The organism is Microcoleus sp. AT8-A3 (genome assembly GCF_036705675.1).
GTDB lineage: Bacteria > Cyanobacteriota > Cyanobacteriia > Cyanobacteriales > Microcoleaceae > Microcoleus.
Genome location: NZ_JAUBVD010000018.1, coordinates 96,283 through 111,295, shown reverse-complemented (window position 1 = coordinate 111,295; position 15,013 = coordinate 96,283). Strand labels below are relative to the sequence as shown.

18 protein-coding genes are annotated in these 15,013 nt (G+C 45.9%); 6 read left to right on the top strand and 12 right to left on the bottom strand.

Features of this window, described 5'->3' with window-relative positions:
- Both vapB and QUB51_RS13520 read right to left on the bottom strand, forming a co-directional pair.
- A complete protein-coding gene (vapB, locus tag QUB51_RS13525) occupies positions 1-222 on the bottom strand; it encodes a type II toxin-antitoxin system VapB family antitoxin (RefSeq protein WP_333144142.1) in 222 nt (73 codons plus the stop codon).
- 83 nt (positions 223-305) lie between these two features.
- Complete coding sequence (locus tag QUB51_RS13520) at positions 306-551, bottom strand: hypothetical protein (RefSeq protein WP_333261904.1); 246 nt, start codon at positions 549-551, stop codon at positions 306-308.
- Here QUB51_RS13520 and QUB51_RS13515 point away from each other — a divergent pair.
- The gene (locus QUB51_RS13515; RefSeq protein WP_333231935.1) at positions 539-1,435 is read left to right on the top strand and encodes a M48 family metalloprotease; all 897 of its coding nucleotides are present in this window, start codon (positions 539-541) and stop codon (positions 1,433-1,435) included. The genes QUB51_RS13520 and QUB51_RS13515 overlap by 13 nt on opposite strands.
- A gap of 351 nt (positions 1,436-1,786) precedes the next feature.
- Here QUB51_RS13515 and QUB51_RS13510 read toward each other — a convergent pair whose 3' ends face one another.
- Genes QUB51_RS13510 through QUB51_RS13500 form a run of 3 tightly spaced genes read right to left on the bottom strand, consistent with a single transcriptional unit; the run spans position 1,787 to position 2,467 of the window.
- The gene (locus tag QUB51_RS13510; RefSeq protein WP_333105038.1) at positions 1,787-2,020 is read right to left on the bottom strand and encodes an HNH endonuclease signature motif containing protein; all 234 of its coding nucleotides are present in this window, start codon (positions 2,018-2,020) and stop codon (positions 1,787-1,789) included.
- Between the two features lies 1 nt (position 2,021).
- The gene (locus tag QUB51_RS13505; RefSeq protein ID WP_333181024.1) at positions 2,022-2,201 is read right to left on the bottom strand and encodes a hypothetical protein; all 180 of its coding nucleotides are present in this window, start codon (positions 2,199-2,201) and stop codon (positions 2,022-2,024) included.
- Positions 2,202-2,212: 11 nt separating this feature from the next.
- Entirely contained in the window at positions 2,213-2,467 is a 255-nt protein-coding gene (locus QUB51_RS13500) for a hypothetical protein (protein WP_333105036.1), read from the bottom strand.
- A 238-nt stretch (positions 2,468-2,705) separates the two neighbouring features.
- Between QUB51_RS13500 and QUB51_RS13495 the strand changes: the two genes are divergently transcribed.
- From QUB51_RS13495 to QUB51_RS13485, 3 genes are all read left to right on the top strand, one after another.
- The gene (locus QUB51_RS13495) at positions 2,706-4,085 is read left to right on the top strand and encodes an NB-ARC domain-containing protein (protein WP_333231937.1); all 1,380 of its coding nucleotides are present in this window, start codon (positions 2,706-2,708) and stop codon (positions 4,083-4,085) included.
- Between the two features lie 82 nt (positions 4,086-4,167).
- A complete protein-coding gene (locus QUB51_RS13490; protein WP_293145823.1) occupies positions 4,168-4,422 on the top strand; it encodes a DUF4160 domain-containing protein in 255 nt (84 codons plus the stop codon).
- Positions 4,385-4,648, top strand: coding sequence for a DUF2442 domain-containing protein (locus QUB51_RS13485; RefSeq protein WP_333231939.1), 264 nt, complete (start codon positions 4,385-4,387; stop codon positions 4,646-4,648). The genes QUB51_RS13490 and QUB51_RS13485 overlap by 38 nt, the downstream gene beginning before the upstream one ends.
- Before the next feature lie 87 nt (positions 4,649-4,735).
- On the opposite strand, the gene ftsH4 is transcribed toward QUB51_RS13485, so the two are convergent.
- The 4 genes from ftsH4 to QUB51_RS13465 all read right to left on the bottom strand — a co-directional run bounded on the left by ftsH4 (position 4,736) and on the right by QUB51_RS13465 (position 9,536).
- A complete protein-coding gene (gene ftsH4, locus QUB51_RS13480) occupies positions 4,736-6,604 on the bottom strand; it encodes an ATP-dependent zinc metalloprotease FtsH4 (protein WP_333261908.1) in 1,869 nt (622 codons plus the stop codon).
- 226 nt (positions 6,605-6,830) lie between these two features.
- Positions 6,831-7,337, bottom strand: coding sequence for a tryptophan-rich sensory protein (locus QUB51_RS13475; RefSeq protein ID WP_333053984.1), 507 nt, complete (start codon positions 7,335-7,337; stop codon positions 6,831-6,833).
- Positions 7,337-8,560 carry a transposase gene (locus tag QUB51_RS13470; protein ID WP_333261911.1) on the bottom strand — a complete coding sequence of 408 codons (1,224 nt, stop codon included), beginning with the start codon at positions 8,558-8,560 and terminating at the stop codon, positions 7,337-7,339. The genes QUB51_RS13475 and QUB51_RS13470 overlap by 1 nt, the downstream gene beginning before the upstream one ends.
- A 130-nt stretch (positions 8,561-8,690) precedes the next feature.
- Complete coding sequence (locus tag QUB51_RS13465) at positions 8,691-9,536, bottom strand: M48 family metallopeptidase (protein ID WP_333053986.1); 846 nt, start codon at positions 9,534-9,536, stop codon at positions 8,691-8,693.
- A 371-nt stretch (positions 9,537-9,907) separates the two neighbouring features.
- On the opposite strand from QUB51_RS13465, the gene QUB51_RS13460 reads away from it, so the two are divergent.
- Positions 9,908-11,272 carry an ATP-binding protein gene (locus QUB51_RS13460; RefSeq protein WP_333054089.1) on the top strand — a complete coding sequence of 455 codons (1,365 nt, stop codon included), beginning with the start codon at positions 9,908-9,910 and terminating at the stop codon, positions 11,270-11,272.
- Between the two features lie 172 nt (positions 11,273-11,444).
- Positions 11,445-12,011 carry a hypothetical protein gene (locus QUB51_RS13455; RefSeq protein WP_333053987.1) on the top strand — a complete coding sequence of 189 codons (567 nt, stop codon included), beginning with the start codon at positions 11,445-11,447 and terminating at the stop codon, positions 12,009-12,011.
- A gap of 333 nt (positions 12,012-12,344) precedes the next feature.
- Here QUB51_RS13455 and QUB51_RS13450 read toward each other — a convergent pair whose 3' ends face one another.
- From QUB51_RS13450 to QUB51_RS13440, 3 genes are all read right to left on the bottom strand, one after another.
- A complete protein-coding gene (locus tag QUB51_RS13450) occupies positions 12,345-13,541 on the bottom strand; it encodes a GNAT family N-acetyltransferase (protein ID WP_333261914.1) in 1,197 nt (398 codons plus the stop codon).
- A gap of 199 nt (positions 13,542-13,740) precedes the next feature.
- Positions 13,741-14,532, bottom strand: coding sequence for a dihydrofolate reductase family protein (locus tag QUB51_RS13445; RefSeq protein ID WP_333261917.1), 792 nt, complete (start codon positions 14,530-14,532; stop codon positions 13,741-13,743).
- 213 nt (positions 14,533-14,745) lie between these two features.
- Positions 14,746-15,006: an element excision factor XisH family protein gene (locus tag QUB51_RS13440; protein WP_333261920.1), complete on the bottom strand. Its 261-nt coding sequence runs from the start codon at positions 15,004-15,006 to the stop codon at positions 14,746-14,748.
- Between the last annotated feature and the right edge of the window lie 7 nt (positions 15,007-15,013).

Sequence of the window (15,013 nt, the reverse complement as noted above, 5' to 3'; positions counted from 1 at the left end):
TTACATATATTCCTTTAAATCTTCCAGCGGTTCATCGAAATCATCAGACATAACGATCTGACCGGCCCAACTACCATAACCATGAGGTTGTTCAAGTTGTTCTTGAGATGATTCAGTTTTTGCGTGTTTTTCAAGTAAATATTTTGCATAATGCAATATCTCTTGTTTGAGAGATTCTGGCATCTTGACGAGAGTTTGAAAAATCTCTATATCGATAGTCATGATTTATGTGGAATTTTTACTATGTCATATTCACCAATTATACCGTAATTGCAGTCAAAGGGTATTTAGAATGGTTATCTCGTTTAATCTTGTTTCCAAGCAGAGCCTGGAAATGTCATATCCTGCGGCTGTGTCGCCTCTTGAGAGCAGCCAGAGAGAGCCTCCAGATCGACATTCCCAGTTTCTGACTCAAAAGGTGAAATACTACTATTGGCGACAGCAGTTATTTCGGCAGATAGAGGCGCGATCGCCCGCAAATATGAAAATCTAATTAGAAGCTCAAAAATATCAAAATAGCGATCGCCCTCAACCCGCCATGTTAGGAACAAATCAACTCAGGACAGCAGCTCTTTTAGGACTCCTAAGCGGTCTTCTAGTTTTAGGAAGTTATTATTTAATCGGCAACGAGCAAGGACTTTACATCGGTTTAGCCCTAGCCGCCTTCTCAAGTTTTAGCTCTTGGTACTATTCCGACACGGCCGCGTTAATGGCTTACCGCGCTCGCCCCATCGCCCGCAGCGAAGCACCAGAAATCTACGATATGGTAGCATCGCTGAGTAAAAAAGCCCAAATTCCAGTACCGAAAATCTTTGTAGTTCCCACTCAATCTCCCAACGCATTCGCCACAGGAAGAGACCCGGAACACGCCACAATAGCAGTTACTGAAGGCATCATGAATTTGCTTTCCCGCGACGAATTGGAAGGCGTTATAGCGCACGAATTGACGCACATCCGCAACCGCGACACCCTCACTCAAGCAGTTGCAGGAACAATTGCCGGTGCAATTACATTTGTCGGGCGAATTCTGACTTTTGGAGCGCTTTACGGCCCGGTAACGCGGGATAGCAGACAAGGCCCGAATCCGTTTGGTTTGCTGTTTTTAATCATTTTAGCACCGCTATCAGCAACCCTAATTCAAATGGCGATTTCTCGGACGAGGGAATTTGCAGCAGACAGCGGTGCGGTGGAAATTACCAATAACCCGATCGGCTTAGCAAACGCCCTGCAAAAATTGGAGAAAATGGGTCATGAAATTCCGATGCACGGCAATCCTGCGATGTCGCCGCTGCTGATTGTGAATCCTTTTTCGACTAAAGGTTTGCAGTCACTTTTCCGAACTCACCCGCCGACAGAGGAGCGGATTCAGCGTCTTTTGGAAATCGCGCAGCAGCAGCAAGGTTCTCCTGTTATGGCTTACGTGCCCGGAATTTAATCGATCGAAAATGCAGCAACAATATTTAGAAACCCGGTGTTTTGAAGCAACCGGGTTTTTGTATGTTTATAATGGTAAAGGAATTATAGCTATAGATTTAATAAGCTGGAAACCCTGAGTAAAGATGAACTAGAGTATGAAGTCAGTAAAGAATGGGTAGAAAAGTTTACAAAAACTATAGCAGCGATGGAGCGGGATGCAGAAGCAAAAAGAAAGGACTTTCTCAGATGGGATGCAGGTTGAGGTGCGATTTAATCCCTTAAATAAAAATAAAAACCTCAGCAACAAAAGCTGAGGCTTATCAATTCTTATAGGTATCTTGGAGAACAGTAGCCAAGCTTGACGTTGTATTCAAAATCGCCAAATATCGACTTGTATTTCTCCATTGTGGTAAGCCCTGTGGCACTCTGGGCAAAGTGTCATCATATTCTTCAAATCCGCGGGACCACCATCACTGTAAGCAATAACATGGTGTCCATTTGCGATCTCCGGGACTTTACCGCAAATTTCACATTCGTTACCATCCCTCTGCTTGACTGCCTTCTGTGCCTTCAAGTGTTCGTTGGATCGTTTCTGACTTGCCACGTTACTTACCCTCGATTTCCTTGTTGGATGAACCCTTAAATGTTTGTGGACTGGCCCCCAGAATTGAGATATCGCTATTTGGAGCAACTGACTTGACTGTTTTCACTATCCCATGAGCAACATCGGCGTAGTTTTCATCAGATAAACCATGAACTGTTATTTTAAGAGACTTCTTACCCATTACTCACCTCATTAAGCCGTTATAGAGAGAACTTCTTGACCACTAGCATCGGTTGCCCGTGCTTCAACTTCACCATCTCCATGAGTGATGGTAATCTCTGGTAATTTAGACAGTTTAGGCTGTCCATATGCATCACGGGATACGGAGTAAACAAAAACTTCCTCGTTCGGTTTCCGCACAACTATGTGAATCGCTTCACCAATGTATGAGACATTCAAAACTTGGTCGCCTTCCTTGAGAATTTTGACGATGAGCGTGTCTTTCATCTCACTGATATCTTATTAAATTTATAGGTTGAGCCATGTATTTGACATTTCCCAGAGTAAAGTTGCTCCCGCTCCATACTAGCACTTAACTTTGGTTTTTACGCTTGCAAAAACTTTGGTAGTTATCGGGACTTTTCGAGTTGATAACAGACAAAAAATTGGAAAATATGGGAAAATGTTGGGAAATGTGAGTAAATGTTGGGTACAATACAACCAACCTTGATATCTATCCGGATGTATGAACCTTACAGAAGTGCTAAAACTCGCAGAAGATTTGGTATTTGCTAGAACAGGTAAGCACCTCAATGACTTGCAAGAGAGGATTCTGCGCGGAACATGGGAAGATGAAGGCTACAAAGAAATTGCCAAGGCGGTTAATAGATCAGAGGATCGTGTTAGAGAGGTAGGAATGGAATTATGGCAGACACTTTCAGAAGAATTGGGAGAAGATGTTACTAAATCAAATTTTCGCTCGGCAATTAAGAGGTTCCAAGTCTCTAATTCTTCAAACTTTGCACAAGGTGACGTTGTAGCCATCGGTAATTTTAACATTTGTGGAGAAGCTAGATACCCGCCAGATATCCCAAACTCACACCCACAAAATCAGGAAACATCTAACACAAAACAACCTCAAACTCTACATCAAGATTTAAGCGAAATGCCAGAGTTGGCCGATTTCTACCATCGCACTCTCGAACTCGACACCCTCACCACATGGATTTTACAACAACGCAGTCGCCTCATAGCCCTCACCGGCATCAGCGGCATCGGCAAAACATCCTTAGCAGTGCAACTCGTACAACAAATTAAAGACGAGTTTGAGTACGCAGTTTGGTATACTTTCGACGAATTCCCCAGCATAGATAAATTTCAATCTAACTTAATACAGCTTTTTTCCCAGTCAGAAAAGCTAAATTCATCGGCAACAAACCCGAAACGCTTACCGCTGATTAAATATTTGCAAAACCATCACTGTTTAATAGTCTTGGATGACATTCACAACCTTTTCTGTAGCGGGGAATTGGCCGGAAAATATAAACCAGAATGCGAAGAATATCGCTCTTTATTCAAACAAATAGAAAAATTATCTCATCAAAGCTGCTTTCTGCTAATCGGTTGGGAACAACCCAGAGAAGTGACTCAAGTTAAAAGCCAAAATACTCTTATTCGTACCTTACAACTCAAGGGTTTAGACATCGCAGCCGGACGGGAAATACTCAGAGATTATGGGTTAGAAGAAAGCGACAACAGTGAAGCACTCATTCACCGCTACCAAGGCAACCCCCTATGGTTAAAAAGCGTGGGGAATCTGATTGAAGAGTTGGGAATCAGCGCGACAGAATTATTACTAGATGATACCATATTGTTGCCGGAAGATTTGAAAGATGTTTTACAGCAGCAGTACGATCGCACTTCCGAACTAGAAAAACAAGTTATGTCTTTGTTGGCTAGGGAAAACCAGCCAGTCAACCTAGCAAAATTGCTAGAAAAAGGACAAATATCCTCATCAGATTTACTCAACGCGCTCCAATCTTTATCACGGCGCTGCTTTATAGAAAAACAGGAAAGTCTTTACACTCTCCCACCTGTATTGAGGCAGTATATCAAAGGGTTGTAACCAAAATATAAAATCGCCCTGTGCTATCATAGAATACAAAACTTACAGATATTCGCATTGAAATGTTGTATAACCTGAAATTATGCCAACTATTTTACGAGTAGGCCCTTACCGACTTTACTTTTACAGCCATGAACCGAATGAACCACCTCATGTTCACATTGACAGAGACAAATCATCAGTTAAATTTTGGTTGGAGCCAGTCAGTTTGGCAAACAACCTTGGTTTTAGTGCTAAAGAACTTCGGAAAATACAGTCGGTAGTACAAGAAAATCAACAAACTTTATTGGAGGCTTGGTATGGGTATTTTGGCGATTCGAGCGGACGAGAGAGTTAAGGAGATTCATTTTACAGAAGAAACAATTAGTGTTGATTTGATGGATGGACGAACCATTACTGTGCCTTTAATTTGGTATCCCAGATTGTTTAATGCAACGCCCGATCAAAGGGCAAAATGGGAAGTATGCGGAGGAGGCTATGGCATTCACTGGGAAGAAATCGATGAAGACCTCAGTACAGAAGGAATGCTGCGGGGGGCACCGGCTCCCAAGCCTTCTGCTTGAAAATCTACGAGCTAAGAAATACCAAAAAACGCAGATGATATTGCAATCATCTGCGTTCATCGGCGGTTTAATTAAACCCTATTAAACTCAAGCCGCCACCTTATCTAAAGGCCGCACTTGACCGAGGAATTCGCGAAGTGCGTCACCTTCCACCACTTCTGTTTCCAACAGTTTCTGCGTAATTGTTTCCAACAATTCCCGATTTGCTTTCAGAATATCCAAAGCTTGCTGATGTGCAGTTTCGACAATTTCTTTGACTTCTTGGTCGATCGCCTCAGCAGTTTGAGCACTTACCGCACGGCGGGCATTTCCCATACCGTCATTGAGGAACATTGATTGTTGACCTCGATCGTAAGCTAGAGGCCCCAAAACCTTACTCATCCCGTAAGTTGTCACCATCCGTTCAGCTAAATCAGTCGCCCTTTGCAAGTCATTTGAAGCGCCAGTAGTAATGCTACCAAACACGACTTCCTCAGCCGATCGCCCGCCCAACAAAGTCGCAATTTGACCCCGCAATTCCGACTCATCTAACAAGAAACGGTCTTCTGTCGGTACCTGCAACGTGTAACCCAATGCTGCCATACCGCGCGGGACGATCGAGATTTTGGCCACTTCGCCGCCGCCGGTCAGTGCAGCACCAACCATCGCGTGCCCGACTTCGTGGTAAGCCACAATTTTTTTCTCTTTTTCATTGAGCACCCGGCTTTTCTTTTCCAAGCCGGCCACAACGCGCTCAAACGCCTCAAAAAAGTCTTCCTGCGCTACAGTTAGTCGTTTGTTGCGGGCCGCCAACAAAGCAGCTTCATTGACCAAATTTGCCAAATCTGCGCCCGAAAAACCGGGGGTGCGAGCGGCCACGGCCTTCAAGTCAATATCCGGGCCCAACTTCACTTTTTGAGAGTGAATGTTCAAAATTTCTTCGCGACCAGATAAATCGGGGCGATCGACTAAAACTTGGCGATCGAAACGGCCAGGGCGCAACAAAGCAGCATCCAAACTTTCCGGGCGGTTAGTTGCAGCCAGCACAATTACCGTAGTATTGCCCGCCGCAAAACCATCCATTTCAGTTAACAATTGATTGAGAGTTTGTTCGCGTTCATCATTCCCCCCAAAGCTAGCGTTACTGCTACGAGATTTGCCGATCGCGTCCAATTCATCAATGAAAATAATACAAGGAGCCTGTTTCTTAGCCTGCTCAAATAAATCTCTAACTCTGGCAGAACCAACACCTACAAACAGTTCCACAAACTCCGAACCGGAGATGCTAAAAAACGGTACGCCAGCTTCACCAGCCACTGCTTTTGCTAACAGCGTTTTGCCAGTTCCCGGAGGCCCGACTAACAGCACGCCTTTCGGAATTCTCGCACCGATTGCCGTAAATCTGTCGGGAGTTTTCAGGAATTCAACAACTTCGACTAATTCAGTTTTAGCCTCTTCTACTCCAGCCACATCAGCAAAAGTAATTTTCGCCGATTCGCCTTCTACATAGACCTTAGCTTTGCTTTTGCCCAGCGAGAGCGCGCCCTGTGGCCCGCCACCCTGCCTGTTCATGAAAAATTGAAAAATCGCCACAAAAATCAGCGGCGGAACTACCCAGCTTAAAACACTGCCGATCCAGCCATTTTTGGAAGGGGGAGTTGCCGCAAATTCAACGCCTTTTTCTTGTAAAAGTTTAGGCAATTCCAGGTCAAAAATCGGCGTAGTTGACAGCACTTGACCGGGTTTATCACCTTCGCCTTTGAGTTGGTAGCGAATTTCATTTTGACCTACCGAAGCTCTGACTACATCTTGTTCTTGAACTTGATGGACGAACAAGCTGTAAGGCACTTGTGGAATTTGGGGGCCGAACAAATTGGGTAAAAAGATGTTTGCCAGCAAAAACAAACTTGAGAGCAATAACAAAATATTGCTAATTTGGCGAAAACGAGGTGCTTGGGGCTGGTCTTTAATAGCCATTGATAACTGTCATCCTTTGATTTAAAGCAGTTTTATTCATCTATTTTCTCATCAAATACCCACACACTGTTAAGCGGATTTCCTCACTTTATCGGGTGGGTTAACCCGCTAGCACGGATTTGCTATTATTAACAATGCTTTTTTTAACGAACCGCGAAGACCCTAATGACACGAAGCAAGAGCCGAGGGTTATAGTATGTAGGGTGCGCCGAATAACACCGAAGATTTATGCAGCTTCTGGGTTTAAATTAATCATTTCCCAAGTGGTATAAGTGCCGATCGCACCCCAAATCACGTAAGGCAAAAGTAACAAAGCCGCGGTTTGAGAAATCGGCAAAACAGCCAACGTCAATACAGCCCCTAAAATCTCGCCAGCCCCTCCCAAAATTGTCCCTACTTTCAGACTTTTGGCTCTGAGAGTAGCAGGAATATAAGCAACTGTGACAATTTCTAAAAGCAAGTACAAAGCCATCAGCAGCAAAGTTTTAAGGCTCCCTGGCTCCTGTTCCCACACGAAAGTAGCGCTGCCGGCCCCGCAAGCAAAAATCACCGTCCAAATTAACGGAATAGCAGGCTCAAAAAACATCCAATCCGGTCTTTCAAGTTTGACGGCCCAATTAATATCGCGGAGTTTAAAAAACAGAGTTCCGAAGGCGACTGAGAAAGTCACGCCCCCGATAATCATCCAAGATTCAATCATGGTTTTCAACTTTCCAATTGCTCGATCGCTCATTAAGTCGATCGTGCCAACTTAAAGCCGAACTTAGATCCGCCTTTAGTAATAACTTTTTTGACATACTCCCCGGCCATCAGGCACGGGGATTCTAAGGTCAAACAGCAATTGCAGGCTCTCGCCCGTCTGACATCGCCTAACTTAGCGGTTGATGCCCCAACCGCACAAATATTTTTGGCGGCATTTTCATCCCGCCCATTTAGTAATTGGCAGGACGGACAACGCCATTCTCTCACTGATAAATCTAGTTTTTCCAGAACATGACTGCAATGAAAGCAAGTCTTGCTCGATGGATACCAACGGTCGATAAAAATGATTTGTTTACCTTTCTTCGTCGCCACCCATTCCAGAATTTGCAGGAATTCCCCAAATGCTAAATCTAAAATTTTCCGTCCCCAGAGGCGTTGCATTCCCTTCAGGTTCAACGTCTCAAAGCACAGCACGTCAAACTGATCTGTTAGTTTATGTGCCAGCTTCCAGAACCAGTCAGAGCGCCGATTCACCACATCCTCATGCTGGCGAACAAGATGCTTTCTAGCGCGTTCCCGATTGGCTGAACCTTTCTGTTTATGAGAGTGCTGGCGACTCGCTTTCTGGATGGCATTAAGCGACTGTCTGAGGAATTGAGGCGATTCGATTTTGGCAGCATCCGAGACGGTGAGGAACGTTTTTAAACCAAAGTCAAATCCAGCGATTCTACTCGTCTCGAATTTGCTTTCTGACTCCGAAACGCTATCAACAACCACAACCATAAACAACTCACCTAATGTCGTGCGTTTAATGGTTAAAGTTTTGACTGTTCCCTCAATTTCTCTCGATTTCCAATATTGATACACTTTCTGCCCAATCTTGAGCCGATTGCCACCTAAAAACTTGTATCCAGCCTGTTTTAAGGTGAAAGACTTATATTTCTTTACTTTCTTGAATCCCGGCGCCCTCACTCCTTTTTGATGATGTTTGAAAAACAACTGGTAGGCTTTCTCAATGCGCTGGCAGATATCCTGCACAGCTTGAGCTCCAACCAACTGCCAGAACGGATTGCGCTTCCGCAGTTTGGCAATATGAGCCTGAAGTTTGGCGCAGTTCAAATGCTTAGCCCACATCCGGTAGTACCGTTTATGGAGTGCTATACAATGGTTATAAATTACCCCGGCAGCATTGATGGTTCGCTTGAGGTATTTATTTCGCTTATGATTGTATAGTTTGAACTTCAGAGTCTTCATACTATTATTGTATAGTCAAAATGTTCTCATGGGGGACTCAGAGAAAATAAAATACAATAAAATAAAAAGCCGTCCTAGAAGGACGGGGCTTTAGACCCATTAATTTCGGTAAAGCCCGATGCAATTATTGCTAACCGCCCGACACATTTTTAGCAAACTCATCGCGTCCAGACTCCAAATTAGCTGGAACGCCGTTAGGGTAATTTTGCGCGATTAAAGCTTGCAATTTTTGCACTCGGTTTTCAGGGTTGGGGTGAGAACTCAAAAACTCCGGCGGCGCTTCGCCCTTCCTAGCGGCACCGAGGATTTGCATCACCTCAACAATACCTCTAGGATCGTAACCAGCTTCAGTCATAAACCGAAAACCGAGCCGATCGCTCTCAAGTTCATCCGATCTACCGTACCGCAAACCGACAACTTGATTGACAGCTTGAGCAATTAATGCTGCCTGCTGCCCGCCCCCGCGATCGTCGCTAGTAGCCACCCCAACCGCCGTTACCAAAGCCCTGCCCAACTGCTGTTTTGCCAAGTGTTCCGCACCGTGGCGGGCGACAACGTGACCGGCTTCGTGCCCGAGTATAGCGGCCAACTGAGCCTCCGAATTCAGCCGCCCCAGCAGCCCCGCAGTAATGAAAACTTGTCCCCCCGGTAAAGCAAAAGCATTCACAGTTTGGGCGTCTCGCAGCAGGTGGAATTCAAACGGATAACCCGCTTGTTTCGCCACAGAACCGTTGATAACTCGTGCTCCTACTCGATCGAGATACTGCTGAATACTTTGGCTGGGATAAAGCCCCCCGTGCTTGGCGGCCATTTGATCTCGCGCCTGCAATCCCAAAACTATCTCTTGGCGGGGAGAAAGCTGCACCCGCTGTCTCTCTCCTGTTACCGGATTTTCTACGTCGTTTGTAAAATAGGTGATTGCCCCAAAAAATGCCATTAACAGCCCGATCGCGGCTCGAAATAAAAATTTATTCACAAGCTTTTACCTAAAAAGTTTCGCGATTAGAATACTATGGTGACAGCTTTCTCGACATCTGTCTGAAGTATCAAGAATGGAAAGTTGTTAGAGTTTTTTGAGATAATTTGCGAACAAGGCTTTTTTTTAACGAACCGCGAAGGCGCGAAGGACACGAAGGAAGGGAAGAAGGTTATAGTTATTAAATTGGTTAAACTGAGATGTTGCACCATTGTCAGCAACAGGCTTTCCGGCCTGTTCCACAAAGAATAGATTTTCTTGTGGAACAGGCCGGAAAGCCTGTTCCGAAAAGGCTAATTGAGAATGGTGCAACATATGAGTTAAATCTCTTGAATCCACTACAAAATCAGTTGCCGAACTTCCTTCGCAATATGTTCCAAGCTACCCGCCGCCGCCTCGCTATTTGGTACACTGCCGTTACTGCCGTATTATTACTTGTATTCGCCACAGGTTTCTATTTCTACGTCCGCACTACTTTGATCGATCGCATTGATGACACCCTCAATCATGTTGTCGAAGTAATAGAGCGAACTCTCGTTATCGAACCGCTCAAAATCCCTAATACCACAGATAAAAATAAATTGCAAGTTAATATTCAAGCCAGTTTTCGAGATAGCACCGATGCAGTAGAAGACGACCACATAGATTTAGAATGGTTCAGTCCTACGGGCGAATTGCTGTGGTCTACATTATCGGAACCGCTGAATATTCCCATTCACGCTAACCGCACCGGCGAAACAGTTTGGATAATTAATAATGAGTTGCAGTCAGCTCAAAACTATTCTCTCAGACAAGTAACCCAGCGAGTACAAATCGGCAGGCAAGTTCTGGGATATTTGCGAGTCAGTCATCCTTGGTTTGAAGTGACAAAACCCATCCGCCAATTAATTCTTGATTTGATTTTGGGCGCGAGTTTAACTCTAATTTGCGTGGCGGCGATTGGCTGGCTGCTGTCGGGATTGGCAATGGCACCGGTGCGAGAGTCTTACGGGCGTCTCAAACAGTTTACCGCCGACGCTTCTCACGAACTCAGAAATCCGATCGCCACTATTCAAACTAACGTCCAAGTAGCTTTGGCGGAACCGGATATCGAACCGCAGCAACACCAACAGCTACAAGTTATCGAACGCCTCACCCGCCGTTTGGGGCGCTTGGTTGACGATTTGCTGTTTTTAGCCAGACAAGACAGCGGTATCGTGCAACAGCAGTGGATTGAAGTTCCCCTCGATGCTTTGCTGATGGAGGTAATTGAAGAACAACAGGCGATCGCCACTACCCAAAATCTCTCTCTTTCTTTGGAAATTGTCGATCAGCCCAACGCTGAGGACAACTTTACACTGTTGGGCGACTGGGATCAACTAGCCCGACTCTTTACCAATATAGTCAGCAACGCCGTGCAGTACACACCCTCTGGCGGAGAAATAGAAGTAGAATTGCAACTTGCAGCCAAAAACAAAAGAAATTCGCCGATCTTAAATCCAGCCCTGCAAATAAAAGTAACAGACACCGGCATCGGAATTTCCCCAGAAGCCCTGCCACATTTATTCGATCGATTCTACCGCGCAGATCCCGCCCGCACCCATCGCAGCGCCGCCGGTTCCGGCTTAGGATTAGCAATCGCCAAAGCAATTGTCGAAAATCACCGGGGCCAAATCCGCATAGACAGCCAAGTCGATCGAGGTACAGCCGTTACCGTCACCCTCCCCGCCCACAAATCAGAAGCATCCCACCTCTAAAACTTCCCCTCCTCCTCTGCGCCCTCTGCGCCCTCTGCGGTAAAAAAAAATCTCCCCCTCAAGCCTGATTCTTCTTACCTCTGGCCCAAACCAAGCTATTAAAATTCAATTCCCGCATAGATTAACATGAACTTTGTTAGACAACCTCGATCGAACTTGTGAGGAGTTATTTATGTTTCGCCACAATCTACCGTTTAAAAAAATCAGCTTGCTAGCAGCCACCGGCGTCGGTTTACTCGTTAGTCTCGCAACAATTTCCCACGCCGGCGGCCCCCCGCCCCAACAAGGAAAACCCGTTTCCCAACCCGCAGAGACTCCCGCAGCCACTGAAGAACCCGTCAGCGAACCAACTCCGGCTGCGAGTCCGGGCCCCAGCGGGATGCCCTCTACACCAACAGACGCGCCTGCCCGCTTCCCCATGCCCAGTGCGCGAGTTACGCCTGCCGAAGGCATGATAGTAATTAAACTGGTGAATACCACCAATGCCGTCATCAATTATCAAATCGTAGGCGTCACCCAGCCGCGCACTCTGGGCGAACAATCGGAAATTTTGCTTCAAGCCATCCAAGTGCCCATCACCATCACTTATCAGCGCCCAGACGGCGGATTGCTGCTGGTTCGCCCCCAAGCAACCGCGATGCCGGGAATGTTGCAAGTCAGTTTCGGCGCGACAACTGAGTTGGAGGCTGATACAAAATCGCTGCAAATTCAGGAAGATGGCAAGGTAATTTTGAATTAGTTTAACTGTTGACTGTTGACTGTTGACTGTTGACTGTTGACTGTTACCATTCGTGTCAACTTAAGACTCAAATCCATAATCAATATCGTTTATAGTTGAGTTTAGAGCCCCCTAACCTCCCTTAATAAGGGGGGAAAAGAGTATTCTTACCTCCCCTCTAACTCCCATTAATAAAGGGGAAAGAGCATTCAAAGTCAACCCCTACTCCCCACCGATCGGGGGGATTTAGGGGGATCGAAACTTCGATACAAACGAGATATACACAGGGTTTTAGTATTAGGTTGACACCGATGGGCTGTTACTAATTTACAATTCCCAATTCCCAGTCAACCGTCACTCGCCGAGTAACAACGGAGGTAACTTAGTAAAAGGTAAATCCTCGTTGATTGCATCAATTTCTTCCTGTTCTCTTTCGTTGATTTGACCGATATAAGACTTGAGAATTTGGGCAAGACGGTTGTTATAAAATCGGTGCAAACTATAATTGGGCGTAGCTGGAAAGCCACGCCGTTTTTTGTGCCGCCCGCCGGCACCGGGATCGAAGCTTTGGATGCCCCGATCGATCGCCCATTCGATCGGCGTATAGTAACAAGCATCGAAGTGCAAGCAGTCGATTTCCTGCAAACTTCCCCAATAACGCCCGTACAGTCGATCGCCCTTATACAAACAAAAAGACATACCCACCGGGTGTCTGTCATCTTCCTTGTCGTAGGCAGCTACAAATAAAACTCGATCGCGATAATTGTGGTGCAACTGTTCAAAAAATCGCTTAGTCAGATACTTGCTTCCCCACCAACCAAATTTGTCGCAAGTATTCTCATAAAAAGCATACATTTGAGCAAACATGGCTTGGGGAATTTCATCGCCCGTCAGCGTTTTTACCAACAAACCAGCTTGATCAACTGCTTTGCGTTCGCGTTTGATATTGCGGCGCTGGTTGGCATTAAATGCGCCTAAATAATTGTCAAAATTTTGATAGCCTTGATTTTGCCAAATATAACTGTGGTGCAACCAAGCGCTGAAACCGTGGCGTTCCATGCGCTGCCGCCATTCTGGATCGACATAAAGGAAATTGCAGCCGGAGATATTGTGCCGATCGCAAAAATGGTCGATCGCGCTTACCATTACTTCCGTTAACTCGTCTTCATCTTCTCCCTCGGCAATCAAAAACCGATAGCCTTCAGCCGGAGTAAACGGCGTCATTCCCATCAATTTGGGATAATATTGAACACCCAAACGTTGAGCTAAATCGGCCCACTGATTGTCGAACACAAATTCGCCGTAGCTGTGACTTTTGACATAAAGTGGCGCGCAAGCAATCAACTGTTTGTCTCGCCACACAGTCAAGTGATGCGGTAGCCAACCGGTTTTACCTGTCGCACTGCCCGATACTTCGAGATTGTTCAGCCAATCCCATTCCAGAAATGGAGTTTTTAGTGGCATCGCCAGGGCATCCCACGACGCTTGCGGGATTTCGCCTATTTTGCTAATCCAGGCTACAGAATATTGAGGTTTTGGCTGTTTCAGCATAGGGAGATTTGAGCGTAGAGCGATCGAACTTCATTTAAGTTAATATAATTTCCCCTCTTCGACACTTGTTACCAGGCTCTGCCTGGTAACGCAGATCCAGAGGCTCTGCCTCGATTTTCCTTGGGCTGGCGAGGCAGAGCCTCGCTTACATGGGTTCCCAGGCAGAGCCGGGGAACCAGTTAAACCAGTTAATGCGCGACTATCGATCGACCCGATAATGCAAAAATACCTCTTGTCCCACCTGTTTAACCGCCAAAAGCTCCAATTTCGGCGCTACATCCGCCAAAAAACCCTCTCCCTCCACAGGTGTCGGTGCATCCGCGCCGCCCAAAATTAACGGGCACACCGTCAGCCAAAGTTCGTCTACCAAGCCTGCAGCCAGCACAGAGGCTACCAGTTTCCCCCCGCCCAGAATCGCCAAGCGTTTGATACCGAAGCTGGCTAGCTGTTGAAACGCATCAATCCAATCAATCTCTTCACCTGCGGTTTTCGCATAGATAATTCGATCGAATTGAGATGTTGCACCATTCTCAATAAGCCTTTTATTAACAGGCAAGATGCCTGTTTCACTAGAAAATTCATCTCTTGTGGAACGGGCATCTTGCCCGTTCTTGAGAGGAGACGGCAATGGCGTTTCCCTACCGTCTTGCCCCGTCAGCAGCCAGCGAGGCACAGGTTGCTGGAAAAATCGCAAATTTGGGTCAAATTGGGACGATCGCGAACACACAATTTGCACCGGTTGTGGTGGCTTCCCTTGCAGTTCCCTCTGTTTGAGCAATTCCGGCGAAATCACTCTCATCGTCGTCCCATAAGCCTGTAAAGTGCCGTTGCCGAACAAAACGGCGTCGCTTGCTGCTACTTGCTGTTCGAGGTGGGCTTTGTCCTTGGCAGAACCGAATCTCGCGGGCGATCGCACTGCATCCGCAATTTTACCGTCAGCACTGATCGCGAGTATTACTGTTGCTAATGGTCGATCGATTTTATCTGTCATTAATTTATCAGTCCTGGACGCACCGGTGCTCAGAAACCGGGTTTTTTAGCAAAATCTTTCGTTGTCGCCCACAGATTAGGTAAAAAACCCGGTTTCTTTGGGAAAAATGCGTGAGTCCTGTTTATCAAATTTTCAATATCATAGCGGCAAAAGAGGACACTAGGTTTCTAAAGGAACTGCTAAATATACTATAAAATCTGGCATAATATCTCTCTATGCCGATCGACAGTTGAGAAATTGACCGAGAGCAGCATGAAATTGATAGAAGTCGGATCTGTCTTGAAAGCTGTTAACTTCCACAGCTATTTTGCGACCTTCTTTTTCTGCACCGATCAATTCTTCGGCGGTCATATCGATAAACATGGCTAGACCTTCTTCATCGACTTGCACCCGAAATTTTTCACGAATAACTATCGATCCATCTTTTTGTAAAGCAGCTTTGACAGTATCGTGAAAAATATCTTTAGCAGGCATTTAAAAA

Bases quoted from the DNA above. Each gene is read 5' to 3' on its own strand.
- vapB (WP_333144142.1), bottom strand. From the start codon at position 222: ATGACTATCGATATAGAGATTTTTCAAACTCTCGTCAAGATGCCAGAA.
- QUB51_RS13515 (WP_333231935.1), top strand. From the start codon at position 539: ATGTTAGGAACAAATCAACTCAGGACAGCAGCTCTTTTAGGACTCCTA.
- QUB51_RS13505 (WP_333181024.1), bottom strand. From the start codon at position 2,201: ATGGGTAAGAAGTCTCTTAAAATAACAGTTCATGGTTTATCTGATGAA.
- QUB51_RS13500 (WP_333105036.1), bottom strand. From the start codon at position 2,467: ATGAAAGACACGCTCATCGTCAAAATTCTCAAGGAAGGCGACCAAGTT.
- QUB51_RS13495 (WP_333231937.1), top strand. From the start codon at position 2,706: ATGAACCTTACAGAAGTGCTAAAACTCGCAGAAGATTTGGTATTTGCT.
- QUB51_RS13490 (WP_293145823.1), top strand. From the start codon at position 4,168: ATGCCAACTATTTTACGAGTAGGCCCTTACCGACTTTACTTTTACAGC.
- QUB51_RS13485 (WP_333231939.1), top strand. From the start codon at position 4,385: ATGGGTATTTTGGCGATTCGAGCGGACGAGAGAGTTAAGGAGATTCAT.
- ftsH4 (WP_333261908.1), bottom strand. From the start codon at position 6,604: ATGGCTATTAAAGACCAGCCCCAAGCACCTCGTTTTCGCCAAATTAGC.
- QUB51_RS13475 (WP_333053984.1), bottom strand. From the start codon at position 7,337: ATGAGCGATCGAGCAATTGGAAAGTTGAAAACCATGATTGAATCTTGG.
- QUB51_RS13470 (WP_333261911.1), bottom strand. From the start codon at position 8,560: ATGAAGACTCTGAAGTTCAAACTATACAATCATAAGCGAAATAAATAC.
- QUB51_RS13460 (WP_333054089.1), top strand. From the start codon at position 9,908: ATGTTCCAAGCTACCCGCCGCCGCCTCGCTATTTGGTACACTGCCGTT.
- QUB51_RS13455 (WP_333053987.1), top strand. From the start codon at position 11,445: ATGTTTCGCCACAATCTACCGTTTAAAAAAATCAGCTTGCTAGCAGCC.
- QUB51_RS13450 (WP_333261914.1), bottom strand. From the start codon at position 13,541: ATGCTGAAACAGCCAAAACCTCAATATTCTGTAGCCTGGATTAGCAAA.
- QUB51_RS13445 (WP_333261917.1), bottom strand. From the start codon at position 14,532: ATGACAGATAAAATCGATCGACCATTAGCAACAGTAATACTCGCGATC.
- QUB51_RS13440 (WP_333261920.1), bottom strand. From the start codon at position 15,006: ATGCCTGCTAAAGATATTTTTCACGATACTGTCAAAGCTGCTTTACAA.